The organism is Paenarthrobacter nicotinovorans (genome assembly GCF_021919345.1).
In the GTDB taxonomy this organism is placed as follows: Bacteria; Actinomycetota; Actinomycetes; order Actinomycetales; family Micrococcaceae; genus Arthrobacter; species Arthrobacter nicotinovorans.
The window spans coordinates 2,672,448-2,693,621 of the sequence record NZ_CP089293.1; the positions used below are offsets into that span (position 1 = coordinate 2,672,448).

General features: G+C 63.2%; 18 protein-coding genes and 1 tRNA gene. 10 read left to right on the forward strand and 9 right to left on the reverse strand.

All coding sequences use genetic code 11. The annotated features are described in order from the left end of the window. Window position 1: 1 nt before the first annotated feature. Genes thrC through argS form a run of 4 tightly spaced genes read right to left on the reverse strand, consistent with a single transcriptional unit; the run spans window position 2 to window position 5,541 of the window. A complete protein-coding gene (thrC, locus tag JMY29_RS12470) occupies window positions 2-1,105 on the reverse strand; it encodes a threonine synthase (protein ID WP_018776356.1) in 1,104 nt (367 codons plus the stop codon). Then, on the reverse strand, window positions 1,106-2,422 hold the full coding sequence (locus JMY29_RS12475) for a homoserine dehydrogenase (RefSeq protein ID WP_055972109.1): 1,317 nt from the start codon (window positions 2,420-2,422) through the stop codon (window positions 1,106-1,108). Further along, on the reverse strand, window positions 2,415-3,887 hold the full coding sequence (lysA, locus tag JMY29_RS12480; RefSeq protein WP_189075154.1) for a diaminopimelate decarboxylase: 1,473 nt from the start codon (window positions 3,885-3,887) through the stop codon (window positions 2,415-2,417). Before lysA ends, JMY29_RS12475 begins: the two co-directional genes overlap by 8 nt. Before the next feature lie 4 nt (window positions 3,888-3,891). Further along, window positions 3,892-5,541, reverse strand: coding sequence for an arginine--tRNA ligase (argS, locus tag JMY29_RS12485; protein WP_018776359.1), 1,650 nt, complete (start codon window positions 5,539-5,541; stop codon window positions 3,892-3,894). 246 nt (window positions 5,542-5,787) lie between these two features. Here argS and JMY29_RS12490 point away from each other — a divergent pair, with 246 nt between their 5' ends. From JMY29_RS12490 to JMY29_RS12515, 6 genes are all read left to right on the forward strand, one after another. Next, the gene (locus JMY29_RS12490; protein ID WP_039242062.1) at window positions 5,788-6,273 is read left to right on the forward strand and encodes an FMN-binding protein; all 486 of its coding nucleotides are present in this window, start codon (window positions 5,788-5,790) and stop codon (window positions 6,271-6,273) included. Between the two features lie 5 nt (window positions 6,274-6,278). Then, complete coding sequence (locus JMY29_RS12495) at window positions 6,279-7,151, forward strand: FAD:protein FMN transferase (protein WP_189075155.1); 873 nt, start codon at window positions 6,279-6,281, stop codon at window positions 7,149-7,151. Continuing rightward, on the forward strand, window positions 7,148-8,650 hold the full coding sequence (locus tag JMY29_RS12500) for an FAD-dependent oxidoreductase (RefSeq protein WP_055972099.1): 1,503 nt from the start codon (window positions 7,148-7,150) through the stop codon (window positions 8,648-8,650). Before JMY29_RS12495 ends, JMY29_RS12500 begins: the two co-directional genes overlap by 4 nt. A 135-nt stretch (window positions 8,651-8,785) precedes the next feature. Further along, a tRNA-Arg gene (locus JMY29_RS12505) sits at window positions 8,786-8,858 on the forward strand. Between the two features lie 157 nt (window positions 8,859-9,015). Further along, the gene (locus JMY29_RS12510; protein ID WP_018776364.1) at window positions 9,016-10,056 is read left to right on the forward strand and encodes a M4 family metallopeptidase; all 1,041 of its coding nucleotides are present in this window, start codon (window positions 9,016-9,018) and stop codon (window positions 10,054-10,056) included. An 80-nt stretch (window positions 10,057-10,136) separates the two neighbouring features. Further along, a complete protein-coding gene (locus JMY29_RS12515; RefSeq protein ID WP_189075156.1) occupies window positions 10,137-10,439 on the forward strand; it encodes a protealysin inhibitor emfourin in 303 nt (100 codons plus the stop codon). Window positions 10,440-10,455: 16 nt separating this feature from the next. On the opposite strand, the gene JMY29_RS12520 is transcribed toward JMY29_RS12515, so the two are convergent. Further along, window positions 10,456-11,424 (reverse strand): GlxA family transcriptional regulator, encoded by a 969-nt coding sequence (locus JMY29_RS12520; RefSeq protein ID WP_018776366.1) that lies wholly within the window; start codon window positions 11,422-11,424, stop codon window positions 10,456-10,458. 81 nt (window positions 11,425-11,505) lie between these two features. On the opposite strand from JMY29_RS12520, the gene JMY29_RS12525 reads away from it, so the two are divergent. The 3 genes from JMY29_RS12525 to hrpA all read left to right on the forward strand — a co-directional run bounded on the left by JMY29_RS12525 (window position 11,506) and on the right by hrpA (window position 16,772). After that, window positions 11,506-11,676 carry a hypothetical protein gene (locus JMY29_RS12525; RefSeq protein WP_018776367.1) on the forward strand — a complete coding sequence of 57 codons (171 nt, stop codon included), beginning with the start codon at window positions 11,506-11,508 and terminating at the stop codon, window positions 11,674-11,676. Window positions 11,677-11,821: 145 nt separating this feature from the next. Further along, a complete protein-coding gene (locus JMY29_RS12530; protein ID WP_018776368.1) occupies window positions 11,822-12,826 on the forward strand; it encodes a helix-turn-helix transcriptional regulator in 1,005 nt (334 codons plus the stop codon). 13 nt (window positions 12,827-12,839) lie between these two features. After that, complete coding sequence (gene hrpA / locus JMY29_RS12535; RefSeq protein ID WP_189075157.1) at window positions 12,840-16,772, forward strand: ATP-dependent RNA helicase HrpA; 3,933 nt, start codon at window positions 12,840-12,842, stop codon at window positions 16,770-16,772. Window positions 16,773-16,831: 59 nt separating this feature from the next. Here hrpA and JMY29_RS12540 read toward each other — a convergent pair whose 3' ends face one another. Genes JMY29_RS12540 through JMY29_RS12550 form a run of 3 tightly spaced genes read right to left on the reverse strand, consistent with a single transcriptional unit; the run spans window position 16,832 to window position 19,307 of the window. After that, entirely contained in the window at window positions 16,832-17,260 is a 429-nt protein-coding gene (locus JMY29_RS12540) for an HIT family protein (RefSeq protein ID WP_018776370.1), read from the reverse strand. Further along, window positions 17,257-18,411 carry an NAD(P)-dependent alcohol dehydrogenase gene (locus JMY29_RS12545; protein WP_055972094.1) on the reverse strand — a complete coding sequence of 385 codons (1,155 nt, stop codon included), beginning with the start codon at window positions 18,409-18,411 and terminating at the stop codon, window positions 17,257-17,259. The genes JMY29_RS12540 and JMY29_RS12545 overlap by 4 nt, the downstream gene beginning before the upstream one ends. After that, complete coding sequence (locus tag JMY29_RS12550; protein WP_189075158.1) at window positions 18,408-19,307, reverse strand: sulfurtransferase; 900 nt, start codon at window positions 19,305-19,307, stop codon at window positions 18,408-18,410. Before JMY29_RS12550 ends, JMY29_RS12545 begins: the two co-directional genes overlap by 4 nt. 71 nt (window positions 19,308-19,378) lie before the next feature. Between JMY29_RS12550 and cds1 the strand changes: the two genes are divergently transcribed. After that, a complete protein-coding gene (cds1, locus tag JMY29_RS12555; protein WP_039242076.1) occupies window positions 19,379-20,461 on the forward strand; it encodes an L-cysteine desulfhydrase Cds1 in 1,083 nt (360 codons plus the stop codon). Here cds1 and JMY29_RS12560 read toward each other — a convergent pair. Next, complete coding sequence (locus JMY29_RS12560; RefSeq protein WP_039242078.1) at window positions 20,458-21,111, reverse strand: MBL fold metallo-hydrolase; 654 nt, start codon at window positions 21,109-21,111, stop codon at window positions 20,458-20,460. The two genes, cds1 and JMY29_RS12560, sit on opposite strands and share 4 nt — an antisense overlap. Window positions 21,112-21,174 lie beyond the last annotated feature (63 nt).

Here is a 21,174-nt window from a genome sequence, read left to right on the forward strand (position 1 = left end):
CTTAGTTTTCTTCCAGTCCCAGTTCTGCTGCAACGGTGACGACGTCGTTCGGCACCTTGACCGGCTGGACTTCACTGCCGTCTTCGGTCCGGAGAGCCCACTGGGGATCTTTGAGTCCGTGCCCGGTGACAGTGATGACGATGGTCTTGCCCGACGGTACCTGGCCTGCCGCGTGCTTCTTGATCAAGCCGGCGACGCCGGCAGCCGAGCCGGGCTCGACGAAGACGCCTTCCTTGGAAGACAACCAGCGGTGGGCGTCCAGGATCTCGTCATCGGTGACGGCTTCAATAAGACCACCGGATTCGTCGCGTGCGGCCACGGCCGTCTCCCACGAAGCGGGGTTGCCGATGCGGATGGCAGTTGCGATCGTGTCAGGCTCCGTGATGGGGTGGCCGGCAACGAAGGGGGCTGCGCCGGCGGCCTGGAAGCCCCACATGGTGGGAGTCTTGGTGGAAACGGCCGGAAGGGTCCCGTTGGAGGTCTCGAACGGCGCGGCGTACTCCTTGTAGCCCTTCCAGTACGCGCTGATGTTTCCTGCGTTGCCGACAGGAAGAACGTGGATGTCCGGGGCGTCACCCAAAGAATCCACCACTTCGAAGGCACCGGTCTTCTGGCCCTGGATGCGGGCGGGATTGACCGAGTTCACCAGGAAGACGGGGTAGGACTCACCGAGTTTGCGGGCGATGTCGAGGCAGTTGTCGAAGTTGCCATCGACCTGCAGCAACGTGGCACCGTGGGCGATGGCCTGGCTCAGCTTGCCCATGGAAATCTTGCCCTCAGGAACAAGCACCGCACACTTCAGACCCGCGGCCGTGGCGTAGGCAGCGGCCGATGCGGAGGTGTTTCCCGTGGAGGCGCAAACTACGGCTTTGGCGCCGGCCTCGACAGCAGCCGTCATGGCCATGGTCATGCCGCGGTCCTTGAAGGAGCCCGTCGGGTTCATGCCTTCGACTTTGAGGTAGACCTCTGAACCGGTCAGCTCGGACAGTTTTTGCGCGTGAACCAGCGGAGTGCCGCCCTCGCCGAGGGTGATGACCTTCGTGGCTTCCGTTACGGGCAAACGATCAGCATACTCGCGGATTACTCCGCGCCATTGGTGAGCCACTTAGACCCCTTCTACCCGCAGTACGGATGTGACGGAATTGATGACGTCGAGGCCCTTGACGGCCTCAACGGTTGCCGCGAGTGCAGCTTCGGATGCACGGTGCGTCACGATCTTCAGCTCGGCCGACTCAACATTCGAGGCAGAGTCGCGGTGGATCGTTTGACGCATGATTTCGATGGAAACGCCGTTTTCCGCAAAGATATGGGCAATCCGGGCAAGCACGCCTGCCTGGTCAGCGACATCCAAGCCGATGTAGTAGCTCGTATCGGAGGCGTCAATGGTGAGCGCCGGAACGTGGCCGGTGGTGGTCTCGGTACGGCCGGGACCGCCCAGAACCAGGCGGCGGGCGGCGGAAACGAGATCGCCGAGCACAGCGGATGCTGTTGGTGTTCCCCCGGCGCCCTGGCCATAGAACATCAGTTCGCCGGCGTTTTCGGCCTCGATGAACACTGCGTTGAAGGCTCCACGGACAGCCGCCAGCGGATGCTCACGCGGGAGCAGCGTGGGGTGGACCCGCACCGAGATGCCACTGCCGTGATCCGAAGAGTCGATCTTCTCGGCGATCGCGAGAAGCTTGATGACGAAGCCGGCTTCTTTGGCCGAGGCGATGTCTTCGGCGCTGACCTTGGTGATGCCTTCGCAGTAGACATCGTCCAGGGAGAAGCGTGTATGGAACGAAAGCGACGCAAGGATGGCAGCCTTCGCTGCGGCATCATGCCCTTCAACGTCCGCTGTCGGGTCCGCTTCGGCGTAGCCCAGTCGCTGGGCTTCGGCGAGGGCGTCAGCGAACTGCGCACCGGTGCTGTCCATCTGGTCGAGGATGAAGTTGGTGGTGCCGTTGACGATGCCCAGCACGCGGGTGATCCGGTCCCCGGACAGGCTGTCGCGGATGGGACGAAGGATGGGGATGGCGCCGGCGACGGCGGCCTCGTAGGACAGCTGCACTCCGGCTTTATCGGCCTCTTCGTAGAGGGTGGGTCCGTCCTGTGCAAGCAGGGCCTTGTTGCCGGTGACCACGCAGGCGCCGTTCTGGATCGCGGTGAGGATCAACGAACGGGCAGGCTCGATTCCGCCCATGAGTTCGATGACCAGGTCGGCGTCCTTGACCAGAGTGTCGGCGTCAGTGGTGAACAACTCGCGCGGCAGTTCGACGTCGCGCGGGGAATCGATGGTGCGGACAGCGATACCGGACAGTTCCAGGCGTGCACCGCTGCGGGCGGCAAGTGCCTCGGCGTCGTCAATCAGAATCCGCGCGACCTGGGCCCCAACGTTGCCACAGCCCAGCAGGGCCACTTTCAAGGTTCGCACTTCAGACATTCGCCACTCCCATGTCGCGGTTCAAGAGATCTTCTTCGGTTTCGCCGCGGACGATCAACCTGGCGGCTCCGTCGCGTACAGCGACAACGCCAGGCCGGGCCAGGTAGTTGTAGTTGCTGGAGAGGGCCCAGCAGTAGGCGCCGGTACCCGGTACTGCGAGCAAATCACCGGCTGCCACGTCCGCGGGCAGATATACATCTCTAACAACTATGTCGCCGCTCTCGCAATGTTTGCCCACTACTCGGGACAGCTGCGGAGCCGCGGTGGAATCACGGGAGGCCAAAATCGCCGAATAATCCGCGTCGTACAGCACCGGACGGGCGTTATCGCTCATTCCACCGTCCACCGACACATAGCGGCGCGGATACGTAACGTTCTCCTGCCCTGCGTCAACGCCGGGAGCATCCACGCGGACCGTTTTGAGGGTGCCTACTTCGTAGAGGGTAAACGTGGTGCTGCCCACGATCGCCCGTCCCGGTTCAATCGAGATGCGGGGCGAGGCTATCCCCAGTTCGGCGCAGGTGGAACGCACGACGGCGGCCATCGCCTGCGCGATCTCGGCCGGCGGACGCGGAGTGTCCACCGGGGTGTAAGCGATTCCATAGCCACCGCCGAGGTCAAGTTCAGGCAGGACGATGGAATACTTGCTCTGCATCGCGGCAAGGAACCGCAGAAGCTTTTCTCCTGCCACGGCAAAACCGTCAGGCTCGAAGATTTGCGAGCCGATGTGGCAATGCAGGCCCAGGAGCTCAATGCCCGGATAGGACGTCGCAGCTGCCACCGCCTCCTCGGCAGCGGACAGGCCGGCTTCCTCAGTGGAGTCTTCGGCCATGGAGAGGCCGAATTTCTGGTCCTCGTGGGCCGTGGCAATGAATTCATGCGTATGGGCATGCACACCAGGAGTAAGGCGCAGCATGACTTTGGCGGTTTCGCCGCGGCTGGAGGCGATCTTGGCTACGCGCTCCAGCTCGTCGAGGCTGTCCACCACGATCCTGCCAACGTGCATGTCCAGCGCGCGGTTGATCTCCGCGTCCGACTTGTTGTTGCCGTGCAGGCCGAGATTCCGTCCCTCGATCCCGGCGCGGGCAGCAACGGCGAGCTCACCGCCGGAGCAGGTGTCCAGTCGAAGGCCTTCCTCTGCCACCCAGCTGGCTACTGCCGTGCACAGGAACGATTTGCCGGCGTAGTAGACATCCACTCCCCCGCAAATGTCCGCGAATGCAGCATCGAAGGCGTCTTTGAAGGCCCGGGCCCGTGAACGGAAATCCGACTCGCTCATGACGAAGAGCGGAGTCCCGAACTGTTCCTTGAGTTCCTTGACCGAAACACCGTCGATGGCGACTTCACCGGCGTCATTCTTCGCCACCCCGGCCGCCCACATGGACGGCTGAAGGGCGTTGAGGTCTTCCGGGAGGGCCAACCATTCCGGTGCAAGAGGAGAAGCGTTGCTGAATTCTGTGGTCATTTCGCTACATCCGTTCCGGCGCCGAAACACCGAGTAGTTCGAGTCCGTTGGCAAGTACCTGGCTGGTGGCGTCGTTCAACCACAAGCGCGTCCGGTTCACGTCCTGGACAGGCTCGTCGCCCTGCGGCGACACGCGGCACGCGTCGTACCAGCGGTGGTAGGCGCCGGCGATGACCTCGAGGTGGCGGGCCACCCTGTGGGGCTCACGGAGCTCGGCGGCCTTGGCCACGATCGACGGGTAGCTGCCCAGGTAAGAGAGCAGTTCGTTCTCGGTTGCGTGGTCCAGGAGCGAGGCATCGAACACGGAACGGTCCACACCGGCCTCGATCGCGTTGCGGGCAGTGCCACGTGAGCGGGCATGCGCGTACTGCACATAGAACACGGGGTTCTCGTTGGAGTTCTTCTTGAGCAGTTCCGGATCCAAGGTCAGCGGAGAGTCGGCCGGGAAGCGTGCCAGGGAGTAACGCACCGCATCCTTGCCAAGCCAGGAAATGAGGTCCTTGAGCTCGATGATGTTGCCGGCGCGCTTGGACAGCTTGGCACCGTTCACGGAGACGAGCTGTCCAATGAGGACCTCGATATTGACCTCGGGGTCGTCGCCTGCGCAGGCCGCAATCGCCTTGAGCCGGTTGATGTATCCGTGGTGGTCGGCGCCGAGGAGATAGATCTTTTCGGTAAATCCGCGGTCCTTTTTGGACAGGTAGTAGGCAGCGTCGGCGGCGAAGTAGGTCGGTTCGCCATTGGCACGGATCATGACGCGGTCTTTGTCGTCACCAAAGTCGGTGGTGCGCAGCCAGACGGCGCCTCCGTCGTCGTAGACATGCCCCTGCTCGCGAAGGCGCGCAACGGCGGACTCGATCGCTCCGGCGTCGTGCAGTTCCTTTTCGGAGAAGAAGACATCAAACTCCACGCCGAAGTCAGCCAAGGTGGTTTTGATATCTGCCATCTGGGCCTCGTAAGCAGCAGCCCGAATGACCGGCAGGGCGGCTTCATCCGTCAGTTCGCGGATGTCCGGGTGTGCCTTCAGGACCTCGTCGCCAAGCTCGCGGATGTACTCGCCCGGGTATCCGCCCTCGGGAACACCCCTGCCATGAAGGCGGGAAAGCACGGAGTTGGCGAAGACGTTCATCTGCGAACCGGCGTCATTGATGTAGTACTCGGCCGTGACGTCAGCACCTGATGCACGCAGGACACGGGCAATGGCGTCACCTAGCGCCGCCCAGCGGGTGTGGCCAATGTGCAGCGGACCCGTGGGGTTTGCGGAGACGAACTCCATGTTGACCACGCGGCCCGCGAGCGCCTGGTTGGTGCCGTAGGCGGATCCGGCCTCGACGATGGTCTTGGCAAGGGTTCCGGCCGTAGCGGCATCCACAGTGATGTTCAGGAAGCCCGGTCCGGCGATTTCCACGCCGGCGACGCCGGGGATGCCCTGGAGATGGTTGCTCAGGATGCCTGCAAATTCGCGGGGATTCATCCCGGCCTGCTTGGACAGCTGCAGGGCGATGTTGGTGGCCCAATCACCGTGGTCCCTGTTCTTGGGTCGCTCCACGCGCACGGCGTCGGGCACAGCAGATTCCGTCAGGGCGATTTCGCCAGTGGAGACAGCGACCTTAAGGCAGGCGGATATGGCAGCAGAGAGTTCATCGGGAGTCACGGATCTAGCCTACCGGTGGCCCGCAAAGACGCGGAATTGGTGGGCCCGTATGTGGACAATCCGGACACAGCCGGCGCACAGGGACCGCAGGCAGCCGCCACAGACTGAACCATTACGCTGATTTCAACGTTGTGAAGAACATGGACGCCGGCCGCGCCCCTCATCCGGGGCCTGCCAGTGCCATGACCACGAGCCCCACGACGACATACTTCCGGTTGAACTTGTCCAGTTGAAACGAGCAGAATCATGACTACGCCACTCCGCAAGAGCATCTATGTTGGCATTGCCGGCCTCTCCATCGCGGGAACAGCCGCTGGATGCGCGCCCAGCACCCAAGCGCCTGCCACCCAAGCGCCGGCCACCCAGGAGGGCGGCCAGGCCTCGACAGGCAGCCCTTCGCCCACAGGCTCGTCCGCCATCGCTACCACCGGAGCTACCACCTACAAGGACGGTACCTACAGTGCGGATGGAACCTACACGTCACCGAATGGGCAGGAAACAGTGGGCGTGGAACTGACACTGGCCGCCGATAAGGTCTCAGCGGTGAACATCACAGTCCACCCCTCCAACCCCAACACCAAGAAATTCCAAGGTGAGTTTGCCAGTGGCATCGCGGCACAGATTGTCGGGAAGGACGTGGACGAACTGAAGGTGTCCAAGGTGGCCGGTTCTTCCCTCACGTCCGGAGGGTTCAATGATGCCCTCGAGCAGATCAAGTCACAGGCCAAGTAGCGGTCATGCCGCATCCGGGCTGGAGCAACTTCAGCTTCGACGGGATCGGCACACGGTGGGAAATTTCGACGCCGGATCAGCTGGCTCCCGTTCTCACCGGGGAGTTGCTTGCCGCTGTCGAAGCGTACGACATGACGTGGTCGCGTTTCAGGGACGATTCCCTGGTGACCCGCCTCTCCCGCGGTCCGGGCAGCATCACGTTGCCGGACCACGCCACCGGGCTTCAGGAACTGTATGCCACGGCCTACCGCTTGAGCGACGGGGCCATGACCCCTCTTATTGGAAGCAGCCTGGAAAGGCTGGGTTACGACGCCAGCTACTCCCTCATCCCGACGGGAGCAGCCCAGGCACCACCCCGTTGGGAGGACGTCCTTGAGTGGACAGGCACGACGATGACCGCCAGGGAACCCTTGGTGGTGGACATCGGCGCGGCCGGAAAAGGCCAGCTGGTGGACCTGTTGGGAGGGATACTCCGGGGAGCGGGCATCGATGATTTCCTGGTGGATGGCAGCGGCGACATGCTTCATTCGGGGGCCCATCCCGTCAGTGTCGCGCTGGAACATCCTTACAACCCACGACAGGCCATTGGGACCGTCGAGTTGGACAACGCCGCGCTGTGCGCTTCGGCGGCCAACCGCCGGGCATGGGACGACGGCCTGCACCATGTCCTGGACGGCACCACCGGAAAGCCGGTCCACACCACAGTGGCCACATGGACCATGGCGGCGAGCGCCCTGGTCGCGGACGGGTTGGCCACGGCATTGTTCATGGTGGATCCTGCACCGCTTGAGAAGGAATTCGAGTTCTCGTGGCTCAGGGTCTCTTCGACGGGCAGTGCCGCGTTTTCGTCAGGTTTTGAGGGGAGACTATTCACATGATTGCTGCCAAGTCCCGCGTTGACACCTGGTTGGGCCGCTTCACCATGTACCGCTTGATCCTGTGGGTCCTCGGGGTGCTGGTGGTGTACAGCATGATCCTCAACGTGCTGGGGTGGCTGACCTTCGGCCTGCCGGAGATGCTGGTCCACCTGCTCCTGTGCTTGGGCGTTACGTATGGATCGAACCGTTTGCTCGCCGTCGTATTCCGTGTCAGACCACACACGGAGTCTTCACTCATCACGGCTTTGCTCCTCTACTTCCTGTTCTGGCCCGCTTTTGGGCTCACCGACATGGCCGGTGTGGCGCTGGCATGCGTATTGGCGAGCGTGTCCAAGTACGCTTTGGCCTTTCGCGGCAGGCACATCTTCAATCCGGCCGCCGCTGGCGCATTCATCACCGGCCTGACCGGCTTGAACATTGCTACGTGGTGGGCGGCAACCCCGGCGATGCTGTGGTTGCTGGTGCCGGGCGTTCTGCTGGTCCTGTACCGTACCCGCAAGCTGCTCATGGCCACTGTGTTCCTCGTGGTGGCAAGCGGGATCATCACCCTTGAGCTCCTGAACCGGAGCATGACCTTCGGGCAGGCTTTGTGGCAGACCCTGGCCCAACGGCCCCTTCTGTTCTTCGTGGGCTTCATGCTGTCCGAGCCGCTCACCCTTCCTCCCCGCCGCTGGCAGCAGCTGGCGCTTGCCGCCGTCGTGGGTGTTGTCTTCGCGGTTCCTTACAACTTCGGTTTCGTGGCCAATTCCCCGGAACTGGCGCTGCTGCTGGGCAATCTCATCGCTTTCTTCCTGGGCCAACGGGGCGGGGTGGAACTGACGTTCAAGGAATCACGGGTCTTGACGCCCGGGAGCACGGAATTCCGTTTCGAACCGGCGCGGCCGGTCCGTTTTGCCGCAGGCCAGTTCATGGAGCTGAACCTGCCGCATTCGCGTTCGGACGGCAGGGGCCGTCGTCGGATTTTCAGCATCACCAGCGCTCCCGGTGCGCCTGAAGTGACTTTTGGCGTGGGTACCGCCGAGCCTTTGTCGAGCGCCAAGAAAGCATTGCTTGCCCTTCGGCCAGGGGAAACCGTTTCCGCCACTGCCGTTGGTGGGGACTTTCTTCTCCCGCACGACGCCGGCAAACCGGTCCTGTTGATGGCCGCAGGTATCGGGATTACGCCTTTCTTGTCGCAACTGGCGGCCGACGGCACCGCCCGCGACACCGTGGTGCTGTATCTGGCGAAGAGCCGGGACGAGCTGGCATGGGTGGAACAGCTGGAAGCCTCAGGAGCCACCGTGATTGCCCGGCTCGCCGATGGTTCCACTCCCCCGGAGTTCATGCGCGACGCCGGCACTTCCAGAATCGATGCAGCGCGCCTGAAGGAACTGGTTCCGGATATCGCCGACAGGGAAGTATTCGTCTCCGGCTCACCCGCCAGCGTTGATTCCCTGCGGTCCGCGGCACGCGGTGCAGGCGCCCGACGGGTCCATGTTGACTCGTTCGCCGGGTACTGAAGCGACGCGGGCGGCTCCCGCTGATGGCGGGACTCACAACGGGCCGGATGTGGGCCCGTGTTGCAGTTTTCATTTGCGGTGCCGTGGCTGCTAAGCTCTAGGACGTCCCACCGGCAACGGAGGGATACCTTGGATGCCCTCGTAGCTCAGGGGATAGAGCGTCTGCCTCCGGAGCAGAAGGCCGTAGGTTCGAATCCTATCGAGGGCACAAACGAAAACCCCGCCAGTCCTGCTGGCGGGGTTTTCTGCATGCCGGCTACCGACTATCACTTACGGGCTTGCCGGGACCATGCCGCAAAATTGTCCGGCCTTGCTCCTAGGCTGATCCCAGTTGGTCTTTCCGATAGCAAAAGGGGTTTGCCGTGATGTGTTCCATCGTCCCGCCGTACATGCTTCGCAGGATTGCTGCCCAGAACGAACCCCGGCTCCGGGCGGTCGCCCGTGCAGCCAAGGAATCCCTGCTGCACATCAAGGGCCTGCAGGCCATCCGGACCGCTCCGGTTCCCGCGGCACCGCCCAGCGCACGGCAGGCCAAGCCAGGGCCGCCCAAGCGGACCATCTTCGATGCCCTCACCACTGAGGATCTTCCTGGTCAGCTGGTTCGCAAGGAAGGCGCTGCCCCCGTCGGGGACGCCGCGGCTGACGAAGCATATGACGGACTTGGTGGAACGCACCGTTTGTACGGTGAAGTTTTTGGGCGGGATTCCATTGACGATGCCGGACTGCCGCTGGATGCCACTGTCCATTACGGAAAGCTCTACGACAATGCCTTCTGGAACGGCAGCCAAATGGTTTTCGGAGACGGGGACGGACAAATCTTCCAGAGGTTCACAAAATCCGTCAGCGTCATCGGACACGAACTGGCCCATGGGGTCACGCAGTACACAGCCAACCTGGCCTACCGCAACCAGGCCGGCGCGCTCAATGAGTCGATGTCGGACGTTTTCGGCGTCCTGGTGGAGCAGTACATCAAACAGGAGTCCGTGGAGCAGGCCAGTTGGTTGATTGGACAGGGTTTGTTCACCGAGCAGGTCCAGGGAGCAGCCCTCCGCTCCATGAAGGCTCCCGGTACCGCGTACGACGACGACATCCTGGGCAAGGACCCGCAGCCGGACTCGATGGACAGCTACGTCCGCACGAGTGCGGACAACGGAGGCGTGCACATCAACTCGGGTATTCCAAACCGGGCCTTCTATCTGGTGGCAGCAGAACTCGGCGGCAAGGCCTGGGAGGCACCGGGCCAGATTTGGTACGGGACCCTGACCAGCGGAGCGCTCCCTGCTACGTGCACTTTCGGGAAGTTCGCCAGGACGACGCTGGCCACGGCCGAGGAACTCTTCGGCAGCGGATCACCGGAGCATGACGCCGTCCGGAAGGCGTGGGACACTGTGAAGGTCAAGGTTTAGTCACGAGGCGGGACCGGACGCGCTGCATCCGGACCGCCCACGGGCTGACGTCGCAGGGGTAGAACGAGAAGCCGCCAGTCATGAAAATTACGGTTCAACGCAGTGGAGGAGTCGCCGCGATGACACGTGTCTGGAGTGTGGAAGCCGTATCCCCGGATGAGAAGGAGCGATGGCTTCCGATTGTCGAGGCCTGCCCCTGGGATGAAGCCAAGGGCCAGGCCCGGGCGGTCAATGAACCGGACCGCTTCATGTACTCGATCCGGGCCGGACAGCACCGCGCCACCCTGCCGGACCGTGCCGTGACCGGACCGTGGCAGGAACTGATCGAGTGCGCCAAAGCCGAGGGCTCCGAGTCGCGGGGAACCACCGGCCGGCGCCGTTAGCCAGCACTTGACGCCGTCAGATGGCTTCGGCCAGTTGCCCTCGAAAAGCCCGGCGGTAGCTCTGCGGACTCGTGTCGAGCACTTTGGCGAAATGGTGCCGCAGCAGGACCGAATGCCCGAATCCGGCTTCGCGGGCGACTTCGTCAATGTTCAGCTCTGTGGTTTCCAACAGTTCCTGTGCCCGGAGCACCCGCTGGGAATTCAGCCACGCCGCGGGCGTGGTCCCGGTTTCGGCCCGGAAGCGCCGGGCGAAGGTGCGTGGTGACATGTGAAGCCGTGCTGCCAGTTCGTTGACGCTGTGTTCCTCGTCAAGGTGTTCCACCATCCACCGCAACAGCGCTTCCATGGGCGCCGATCCGCACGTCGGCATCGGCCGGTCGATGAACTGCGCCTGCCCGCCGTCGCGGTGCGGCGGTACCACCATATCGCGGGCGATGGCGGCGGCCACGTTGGCGCCAAGCTCCACGCGGACAAGGTGCAGGCAAGCGTCAATGCCGGCTGCTGTGCCTGCACTGGTGATGATGGTCCCGTCCTGTACATAGAGGACGTTCTCATCCACGATCACGGATGGATACCGACTGGCCAGGTCCTGGGAATAGTGCCAGTGCGTAGTACAACGCCGCCCGTCCAGCAGTCCTGCCCGGGCAAGCGCATATGCTCCTGAGCAAATGGACATCACCCACGCTCCCCTGGCATGCGCCGCCCGCAAGGCTTCGAGGACGGATTCAGGGACGACTTTATCCCGGCCAAACGGCGCCATGATCACGAGGTCGGCATCGGCCGCCGCCTCAAGGCCAAGGTTGACGTGCAGGGAGAGTCCGGACTTCATGCGGACGTCCCCCGGCTCCGGGGTAACGACACGGAAGTCAAAGGCCGGAACTCCAGCCCCGCGGTCCGATCTGTCGATCCCGAAAACCTCGAAGGCCGTGCCGAACTCGAACACGGAGAAGTCCGGAACCACGATCACTGCGACTGTTTTCAACATACTTCCAGTGTGGCAGAAAATTATCTAAATGGGGCATTTCTGCCACTGTTTCTTGCGCCTGCACAGGAGCAATCTGGAGACATGGAAATCTTCGGAATCATCCTCTTCATCGTCCTCATCACCGCCGTCGCAGCCACCATCTCAGCCCTGCTGAAAGACGGACGCGGCCACAACCCTCCTGTCACGTCAAGGGAACCCTGGAGCGCCTTCGAGGCACCCAGCGCCCCGTACTGGAATCCACGCATCTACTAGGGCATGCCAGCCCACTGCAAGGTCAGCCCGACATCTACAATCGGCGCCCGCCAGTCCAAGGATTACTGCAGAGATCCTTTGACCGGCGGGCGCCCTTCTGTTTGCCTGGCCGCCGCACCGTGGTGCATGGGCTAGATTCACTTGCATGATCCAAACCTCCGCCCGGCTCCTGCAGCTGTTGTCACTGTTGCAGGTCCGCCGGGAATGGACAGGCCCCGCCCTTGCCCACCGCATGGGAGTCACTGAACGTACTGTGCGTCGGGACATCGACAAGTTGCGTAATCTCGGATACCCCATACATGCCTCCCCCGGCATTGCCGGCGGGTACCAACTGGGGGCCGGCGCCCAATTGCCGCCATTGCTCCTGGACGACAACGAGGCCTTGGCCGTGGCACTGGGCCTCAACTCCGTGGCTGCGGGGCCTGTGGCAGGGATCGGCGAAGCGTCCGTCCGCGCTTTGGCAAAAGTGGAGCAGGTCCTTCCCTCCCGGCTCCGCCCCAAATTCGCCATGCTCAAGGCCGCCGTCACAACGCTTCCCAGCAACGCTGCCAGCGTCGATCCCCAACAACTGACCGTTGTCTCGGCGGCAATATCGGATCGGCGCCAGATCTCCTTTGATTACGTCAAGTCCGATGGCGACGCTTCACGCCGGCTGGTCGAACCCTACAGGTTGGTGGACACGGGACGGCGCTGGTACCTGGTTGCCTGGGACGTGGAACGCGAGGATTGGCGAACGTTCAGGGCCGACCGGTTTGCCTCGCTGCCGACCGAGCGGAAGAAGTACGCGCCCCGTCCATTGCCGGCGGAGGACCTGGCGGCCTACGTCCAGCAATCCATTACCCGCTCCCCCTACAGGTTCGACGTCGTTGTGCGCCTCCGCGCCCCGCTCGCCGAGGTCGCCGCCGTCGTCAGTTCCCAGTACGCGACGCTGACGGCCGACGGAGCGGAAGCAACGATCCTGCGGTCCGGATGGGACAACCTGGCGGCGCCGGCAGCCTACCTCGCGGCCCTGGACCTGGACTTCGAGATTCTCGAGCCGGAGGAATTCCGGTCATTTGCACGGCACCTCTCGCACCGGCTCAGTGCCGCCGCCGGGCCTGAAACAAACAGCGGAGCTGTCGCTGCGGACGCCGAACCCCGGCCACAGTAGACTGGCAGCAGCCATGACACTTCAAATTTCCTACCCCGCAGAGCTGCCCGTTTCCGAGCGCCGCGAGGATCTGATGGCGGCCATTGCCGCAAACCAAGTGACCATCATTGCCGGCGAGACCGGCTCGGGCAAGACCACGCAGATCCCCAAGATGTGCCTCGAACTCGGCCTCGGTGACAAGGGCCTGATCGGCCATACCCAGCCGCGCCGTCTGGCGGCCCGCACAGTGGCCGAACGCATCGCCTCCGAACTGGACGTCGAGATCGGCCAGGAAGTGGGCTTCCAGGTCCGTTTCACCGGCGAGGTCAGCGCCTCCACCAAGATCAAGCTGATGACTGACGGCATCCTGCTCGCCGAAATCCAACGGGACAAACTGCTCAGGAAATACAGCACCATCATCATTGACGAGGCCCACGAACGAAGCCTCAACATCGACTTCATCCTGGGTTACCTCAAGCGCATCCTGCCGCAGCGTCCGGACCTGAAGATCATCATTACCTCGGCAACTATTGATCCCCAGCGCTTCGCCAAACACTTCGGCAGTGATGAAGAGCCTGCACCCATCATCGAAGTCTCCGGCCGCACCTACCCGGTGGAGATCCGCTACCGCCCGCTTACACAGCCTGCAGACGCTGATGACGAGACCTCGGACGACGAACTCGAAGAAGACCGCGATCCCCTTGACGCCGTCTGCGATGCCGTGGACGAGCTCGCCAAGGAAGCACCGGGAGACATTCTCATCTTCTTCTCCGGCGAGCGTGAAATCCGCGACGCCGCCGAGGCCATCAACGGCCGCATCCAAAGCAACCGGCGCCTTGCAGGCACCGAAGTCCTTCCCCTCTTTGCCCGGTTGAGCCTCCAGGAACAGCACCGGGTCTTCAATCCCGGGGGTAAACGTCGCATCATTCTGGCCACCAACGTGGCCGAAACCTCGCTTACTGTCCCGGGTATCAAGTACGTGATCGACACCGGCACTGCACGCATCTCGCGCTATTCGCACCGCACCAAGGTCCAACGCCTGCCCATCGAGCGGGTCTCCCAGGCATCGGCCAACCAGCGTTCAGGCCGTTGCGGCCGCGTGTCGGAGGGCATCGCGATCCGCTTGTATTCGGAAGAGGATTTCGAATCACGTCCGCAGTTTACGGATCCCGAGATCCTCCGGACCAACCTCGCCGCTGTCATCCTGCAGATGACCGCCATGGGAGTTGCCCGCGGACCCAAGGACGTGGAGAACTTCCCGTTTGTGGAACCCCCGGAGACCAGGGCCATCAACGACGGCGTGACCCTGCTGCGCGAACTCGGCGCCTTAAGCCCGGCAAAGTCCGCCGACGCCCGCGGCAACGGCCGAAGCGGCGGTGGACTGACCGCCGTCGGGCAGAAACTCGCCCAGCTTCCTGTCGATCCCCGGCTTGGCCGGATGATCGTGGAAGCAGGAAAGCGCGGATGCGTCCGCGAAGTCATGATCCTCGCCGCCGCGCTGACCATCCAGGATCCGCGTGAGCGGCCAACGGACAAGCAGCAGCTCGCCGCGGAAAAGCATGCCCGTTTCCGCGACGAGATCTCGGACTTCACCGGGTTCCTCAACCTCTGGAACTACATCCAGGAGAAGCAGCGCGAGCTGTCCTCCACTCAGTTCCGCAAACTGTGCCGCAACGAGTTCATCAACTACCTGCGCGTGCGCGAATGGCAGGACCTTTTCACACAGCTCCGGCAGCTGGCCAAGCCCCTGGGCATCGCGCTGGATAACAAACGCGAAGCCGACCCCGTGGGGAACTACGAGGGCATCCACATCAGCCTGCTGTCCGGGCTGCTCAGCCACATTGGCCTGCTCGATGAGCGCAAGCGCGAATATGCCGGGGCACGCGGAAGCCGTTTTGCGATCTTCCCCGGTTCGGCGCTGTTCAAGAAGTCACCCACTTTCGTCATGGCCGCAGAATTGGTGGAGACCAGCAGGTTGTGGGCTCGCGTTGCTGCCAAGTTCGATCCCTTGTGGGCCGAGCAGGTGGCCCCTGATCTGGTGAAGCGAACTTACAGCGAGCCGCACTGGTCCTCCCGCCAGGGTGCGGTACTGGCCCACGAAAAGGTCACGCTCTACGGAGTGCCCATCATTCCGAACCGCCGGGTAAATTACGGACGCATCGATCCGGAGCTCTCCCGCGAGTTGTTTATCCGGCACGCGCTTGTGGAAGGCGAATGGAAGACCCACCACAAGTTCTTCCATCGCAACCGGGCACTCCTGCAGGAAATAGAAGAGCTCGAAACCCGCATGCGACGGCGCGACATCCTGGTTGACGACCAGACTCTCTTCGAGTTCTATGACGCACGCGTGGGCAAGGACGTGGTCTCCGAGAGGCACTTCGATAAGTGGTGGAAGGATGCCCGGCAGTCGGATCCCCATTTGCTGGACTTCGATCAATCGCTGTTGATGAGCGAAGACGCCGAGGCACTGGATGACTCCGCGTATCCCAAAACGTGGCTTCACAAGGGCTTCGAGCTTCCCCTGAGCTACGAGTTCCACCCTGTGGCACCCGGATCCGCTCCCAATCCTTCCGACGGCGTTACCGCTGAAGTTCCGGTACTTTTCCTCAACCAGCTGGACGATGCCCCGTTCCGCTGGCAGATTCCCGGCCAACGGGTTGAGCTCGTCACGGCGCTCATCAAATCCCTTCCAAAGCAGGTACGGAAAAACTTCGTGCCGGCACCGGATGTGGCCAGGCAAGCCACCGCGGCGTTGGAAGCGGACTTCGATCCCGCCGGCGACGAGCTGGAGCCTTCCCTGGAGTTGGTCCTGCGCCGACTCAGGGGGCACATCATTCCGCCCGGCTCGTGGAACTGGGATGCGGTACCTCCGCATTTGCGCGTCAGCTTCAAAGTGGTGGACAGCAAGGGGAAGGTCCTGGACGAGGGCAAGGACCTCGCTGAACTGCAGGAAAAGCTGGCACCGGCCACCCGCCGCGCCATCGCCGAATCACTGGGTGCCACGCCGGCAACCACGCTGCGGACCCCCAGTGGCAAGGGAACAGCCAGCCAAGCCGCGCCACCAGCCGGAGCCCCGGCACCTGGCGAAGGAACGGTAGCCGAACGGACCGGCATCACCGAGTGGGATTTCGGCACCGTGGATCGCCAGGTCAGCCGTGCTGTGAAGGGGCATGCCGTCACGGGGTTCCCCGCCCTGATGGACGAGGGGAAGTCAGTGGCCCTGCGGGTGTTCCAAAGCAAGGCAGAGCAGGAAGCCGCCATGCGAAGCGGCGTCATCCGGTTGCTGGCCCTGCGGATACCTTCTCCGGACCGCTATGTGCTCGAACACCTGAGCAACACCGAAAAGCTCACCTTCAGCCAGAACCCCCACGGTTCGGTGAGCGCCCTGATTGCGGACTGCGCATTGGCTGCGATCGACAAACTCGTGCCCCAGGAACTGCCATGGGACAGGGAGTCCTTCGATGCTCTCTACGAAGTAGTCAGGGCAGAACTGATCGACACCGTTTTCACGGTGACGGCCGTCGTCGAACGCATCCTGGCCAGTACGCGGCGCATCCAGAAAGCGCTGAAGTCCAACGCCAGCCTGCCGCTCATCAGCGCCCTCAATGACATGAAGAGCCAGTTGGAGCAATTGGTCTTCCCCGGTTTTGTGGCACAGACGGGCTACGCCCAGCTCAGCCAGCTGCCGCGGTACCTGCAGGCCATTGAGAAGCGGCTGGAGAAACTTCCAGGCAACGTGCAGCGGGACAGCCTGAACATGGGCATCGTGCAGGCGCTGGAGGATGACTACGACGACGCCGTGTCGGCGCTGCTCCCGGGACGGCGGGCGGGTGCTGAGTTAACCCGGGTGCGCTGGATGATCGAGGAGCTGCGGGTGAGCCTCTTCGCGGTCGAACTCGGCACGGCCTATTCCGTTTCGGAGAAACGCATCCGCACGGTCCTCAACCAGGCACTGGCCCCGGCGTAACCCGAAGCACAAAAAACCCGGCGGTGCGTGTACAGCACCGCCGGGTTAAGAACGCGGAGTCAGTCTTCCGGGACAGCGTCTCCGTGTCCGGCTGAACGCAGCGCGGAACGCAGCTTTACGGCCGTCGCATCCATCACCGCAGGGTCCGGGTTGTGATCGACATTGTGGATCTCAAAATCTGCTGTGGAATACGCAGGCCAGACGTGGACATGCAGGTGGTCCACTTCAAAACCCTCCATCAGGACGCCAACGCGCTTGGCGTCGAAGAGCCCTTCCTGCACCTTGCCGATGCTCTGGGCGACATCCATGACCTTAGCCAGAAGCTCCGGCGTGGCATGCGTCCAGGAGTCCACTTCCTCACGCGGAACCACCAGGGTGTGGCCTTGGGTAATGGGGGCTATGGTCAGGAAAGCCACCACTTCCTCGTCTTTCCAGACGAAGCGGCCCGGGATCTCCCCGTTGATGATCCTGGTGAACAATGTGCTCATGCGTCTGCCCTTTCGGAGGGTTCCTGAAGTGTTGCGGTATCCAGCACAAAACGGTACTTCACGTCGCCGGCCACCATGCGGTCGTAGGCCTCATTCAACTGCCCGGCGCCAACAATCTCGATGTCGCTGGCCACTCCGTGCTCGGCACAGAAGTCCAGCATTTCCTGCGTTTCCTCGATGCCGCCAATCAAGGAACCGGCGTAGGCGAGGCGGCGACGGATAAGCAGGCCGGGGCTGACCGGGGGCATGTCGTCGGCAGGAAGCCCGAGTTGGAAGAGTGCACCGTCCAGCCGAAGCGTACGGAAGTAGGGGTTGAGGTCGTGCGGAGCGGCGACGGTATCAATAATGACGTCGATGCTGCGGTTGGCAGCCTCCATCGCGTCGGCGTCCTTGGACAGCACCACGTGGTCCGCGCCAAGTTCCCGGGCTGCGTCAAACTTCGACTCGGAGGTGGTGAACACCGTGACTTCGGCGCCCATGGCTTTGGCGAGCTTGACCGCCATATGGCCCAGGCCGCCCAACCCCACCACTCCAACGGAGTCGCCTTCCTCAACATCGAAGTACCTCAAGGGCGAGTAGGTGGTAATCCCGGCACACAAAAGCGGAGCTGCCGCAGCAGGGTCCAAGTTCCCGGGCACTCGGAGCACGAAGCGCTTGTCCACCACCACCGCCGTCGAGTATCCACCCTGGGTGACGGCGTCTTCGTGGCGGGGATCGGCTGCGCCGTAGGTGCCCACGTTGCCGCGCTCGCAGTACTGCTCCAGTCCTTCAAGGCAGCTGTCGCATTCACGGCACGAGTCCACCATGCAGCCCACGCCAACACGGTCTCCGACCGCGAAGTCCTCCACGGCGGATCCCACCCGGGTCACGCTGCCAACAATTTCGTGACCGGGAACCAGCGGATACGGGGGCTGCCGCCATTCTCCCCGTGTTGCGTGCACGTCAGAGTGGCACAGGCCGCAGAATTCGATGGCGATCTCCACGTCGTCTTCACCAGGCTCGCGGCGGGCCACTGTCAGGGGCACGAGTCCGCTCACCGGCGAAGTGGCGCCATATGCCGCAGCCAACACTCCAGTGGAGGACTCGGAACCGGCAGTGTCCAAAGAGATGGTCTTCGCGAGGGGCGGGGGAACAGGACGTCCAGGATTCATGCTTCGACGCTACTCCCGTCGGCCCGGCTCATGCTACTTGGGCCGTCGGCAGCGTCACCATAAGGACCCTCTCCCACCACTACCTCATTCGCCCCGTTGTTCGACCATTGCGAAAACGAACCGGGGAACAAGGCCGCGCTGAAGCCTGCAATTTCCATAGCAGCGATCTCGTGGGAGGCGGTGACGCCGGAACCGCAGTACACAGCAACCCTGGATGATGTGTCCAAACCCAACGCCTCGAACCGGCGCCGCAGCTCTTCGGCAGGCAGGAAGGTACCCGCCTCCGAAACGTTCTGCGTGGTAGGCGCGCTGAAGGCACCGGGAATGTGCCCGGCCCGGGGATCGATGGGCTCCACCTCGCCTCTGTACCGCTCCCCTGCCCGGGCATCCAACAACACTCCATCGCGGCTCCACTGCGCCGCTTCCTGCTCAGTAATGGACGGCATTAGGCCATCGCCCAGGGAGACATTCCCGACGGCGGGACGCGCCTCGCCGGCTTCCAGGGCGTAGCCGTGTGAGCGCCAGGCGGACAGGCCGCCGTCGAGGAGGTAAACGGAGTCCACCCCCGCGTTGCGGAGCATCCACCACGCCCGGGCGGCGGCCATGCTGCCGCTGTCGTCGTACGCAACCACCGTGTCGCCGTCGTTGATCCCCCAACGGCGGGCCGCCTCCTGGAAGCGGTCCGGCGAGGGCAAAGGATGGCGCCCGCGTCCTGGAGCGGCATGGTCCGCAAGTTCCGTCGGGAGGTCCACGAAGACCGCCGCCGGAAGATGGGCCTCAAGGTAGTTCGCGTGCCCGTCTGTCCGGCCAAGGACCCACCTCACATCCAGGAGTACGGTCCGCTCTCCCGATTCAAGGCGCCGGTGCAGCTCAGTGGCAGTCATCAGGGTGGCCATGGGTTCTCCTTCGTCCGGGGGGTGATGGCCCCGTTGCTGCCGGAACCACGTTTCCAGCCTAGGCTTATCCGGTGAGCAATTCGTGTATTCAGGACCGGACCTGGGCCAGCGAGGCCATCCGCACCATCGAGGCTGAAAACAACCGCTCGGCGGACACGCATCTGTACGCGGTGCCCCTGCCGGAACACTGGGGCGTGCAGCTGTACCTCAAGGATGAGTCCACGCACCGCTCGGGCAGCCTGAAGCACCGCCTGGCGAGGTCGTTGTTCCTCTATGGACTCGTCAACGGCTGGATTACCGAGGGCACCACCATTGTGGAAGCGTCCAGCGGCAGCACGGCCGTCTCTGAGGCGTACTTTGCCCGGTTGATCGGCCTGCCCTTCATCGCCGTGATGACCAAAACCACGAGTCCGGAGAAAATCGCCCTCATTGAGGACTTTGGCGGCTCATGCTTGCTCGTGGACCATGCATCGGAGGTCTACGCCGTTGCCGAAGAGACCGCACGGACGTCCGGCGGCCACTACATGGACCAGTTCACGTACGCCGAGCGGGCAACGGACTGGCGTGGCAACAACAACATCGCAGAATCGATCTTCGAACAACTTGCCCTCGAAGAGCACCCGGTGCCCGAATGGATCGTCGTCGGAGCAGGCACAGGCGGGACCAGCGCAACCATCGGCCGATACCTTCGCTATAACCGTTACCCCACACGTCTGGCGGTGGTGGACCCGGAAAACTCGGCCTTCTACCCTGCGTGGCGGGACGGCAACGCGGCGGCAGCGTCCGGTCTGCCTTCCCGCATCGAGGGCATCGGCCGGCCCCGCTCGGAACCGAGTTTTGTTCCGGCCGTAATCGACCACATGATCCAGGTGCCCGACGCCGCATCCGTCGCGGCCATGCGCCACCTCCGCAAACTGACCGGGCTTCACGCGGGCCCTTCCACAGGCACCAACTTGTGGGGTGTCTGGCAGCTGGTCGCCCGGATGGTGGCCGAAGGACGCAAAGGCAGCATCGTTTCACTCATGTGCGACGGCGGCGACCGCTATGTTGGCAGCTATTACGACGCCGGGTGGCTCGCGGCCCATGGCCTGGATCCGGCTCCACACGAGAAAGTGCTGGACCGGTTCCACGACACAGGAGTGTGGCCCGGCTAGACCTCTACCGACTCCCGGGGCGCGAGCCGCGTGTAGCTGGTGCCGTACCGTGCACCGATCCGCGTTACATGGCCCTCGACGACGCCACGCCCGAGTTCGTTGAGCAGGCCGTCGTGGACCGGGAAGGCCTTGGGGGCGCGGACGGAAATGACGAAGTCCACAACCTCGCCGATCTTGGACCACGGGGCGTGGATGGGGACCAGCAGTGTTTTGACTTCGATCCCGTCCGGGACCACGAAGGAGTCTCCGGGGTGGAACACGTTGTCGTCCACAAGGTAGCCGATATTTGCCACCACCGGGATCTGGGCATGGATGAGGGCGTGCTGTCCGCCGAAAGTCCGGATGCTGAAACCGGCGACGTCAAAGGATGAACCGGGGTCGACGGAATGCACGCGGTCGGCGATGTCACTTTCTTCCTGCAGTGCGGCAGCTACCCTGGCCGGCGCATGGACCACCAGGTCAGGATTGCTCCGCAAAGCTTTGATGACCTCCGGGCTGTCGAGGTGGTCGTTGTGCTCGTGCGTTACCAGCACAGCGTCAGCTCCGTTCAACGCTTCGGCGGATTCGGAGAACGTCCCGGGATCAATCACCAGGACTTTTCCTTCCTTCTCCAACCGGACACAGGCGTGGGTGTACTTGGTGAGCATCATGAGGCCAGCCTAGGGGCGGCTGCTGAGAGTTTCCAAGCAGCCGCTGCTGGTAAAATCGAAGTT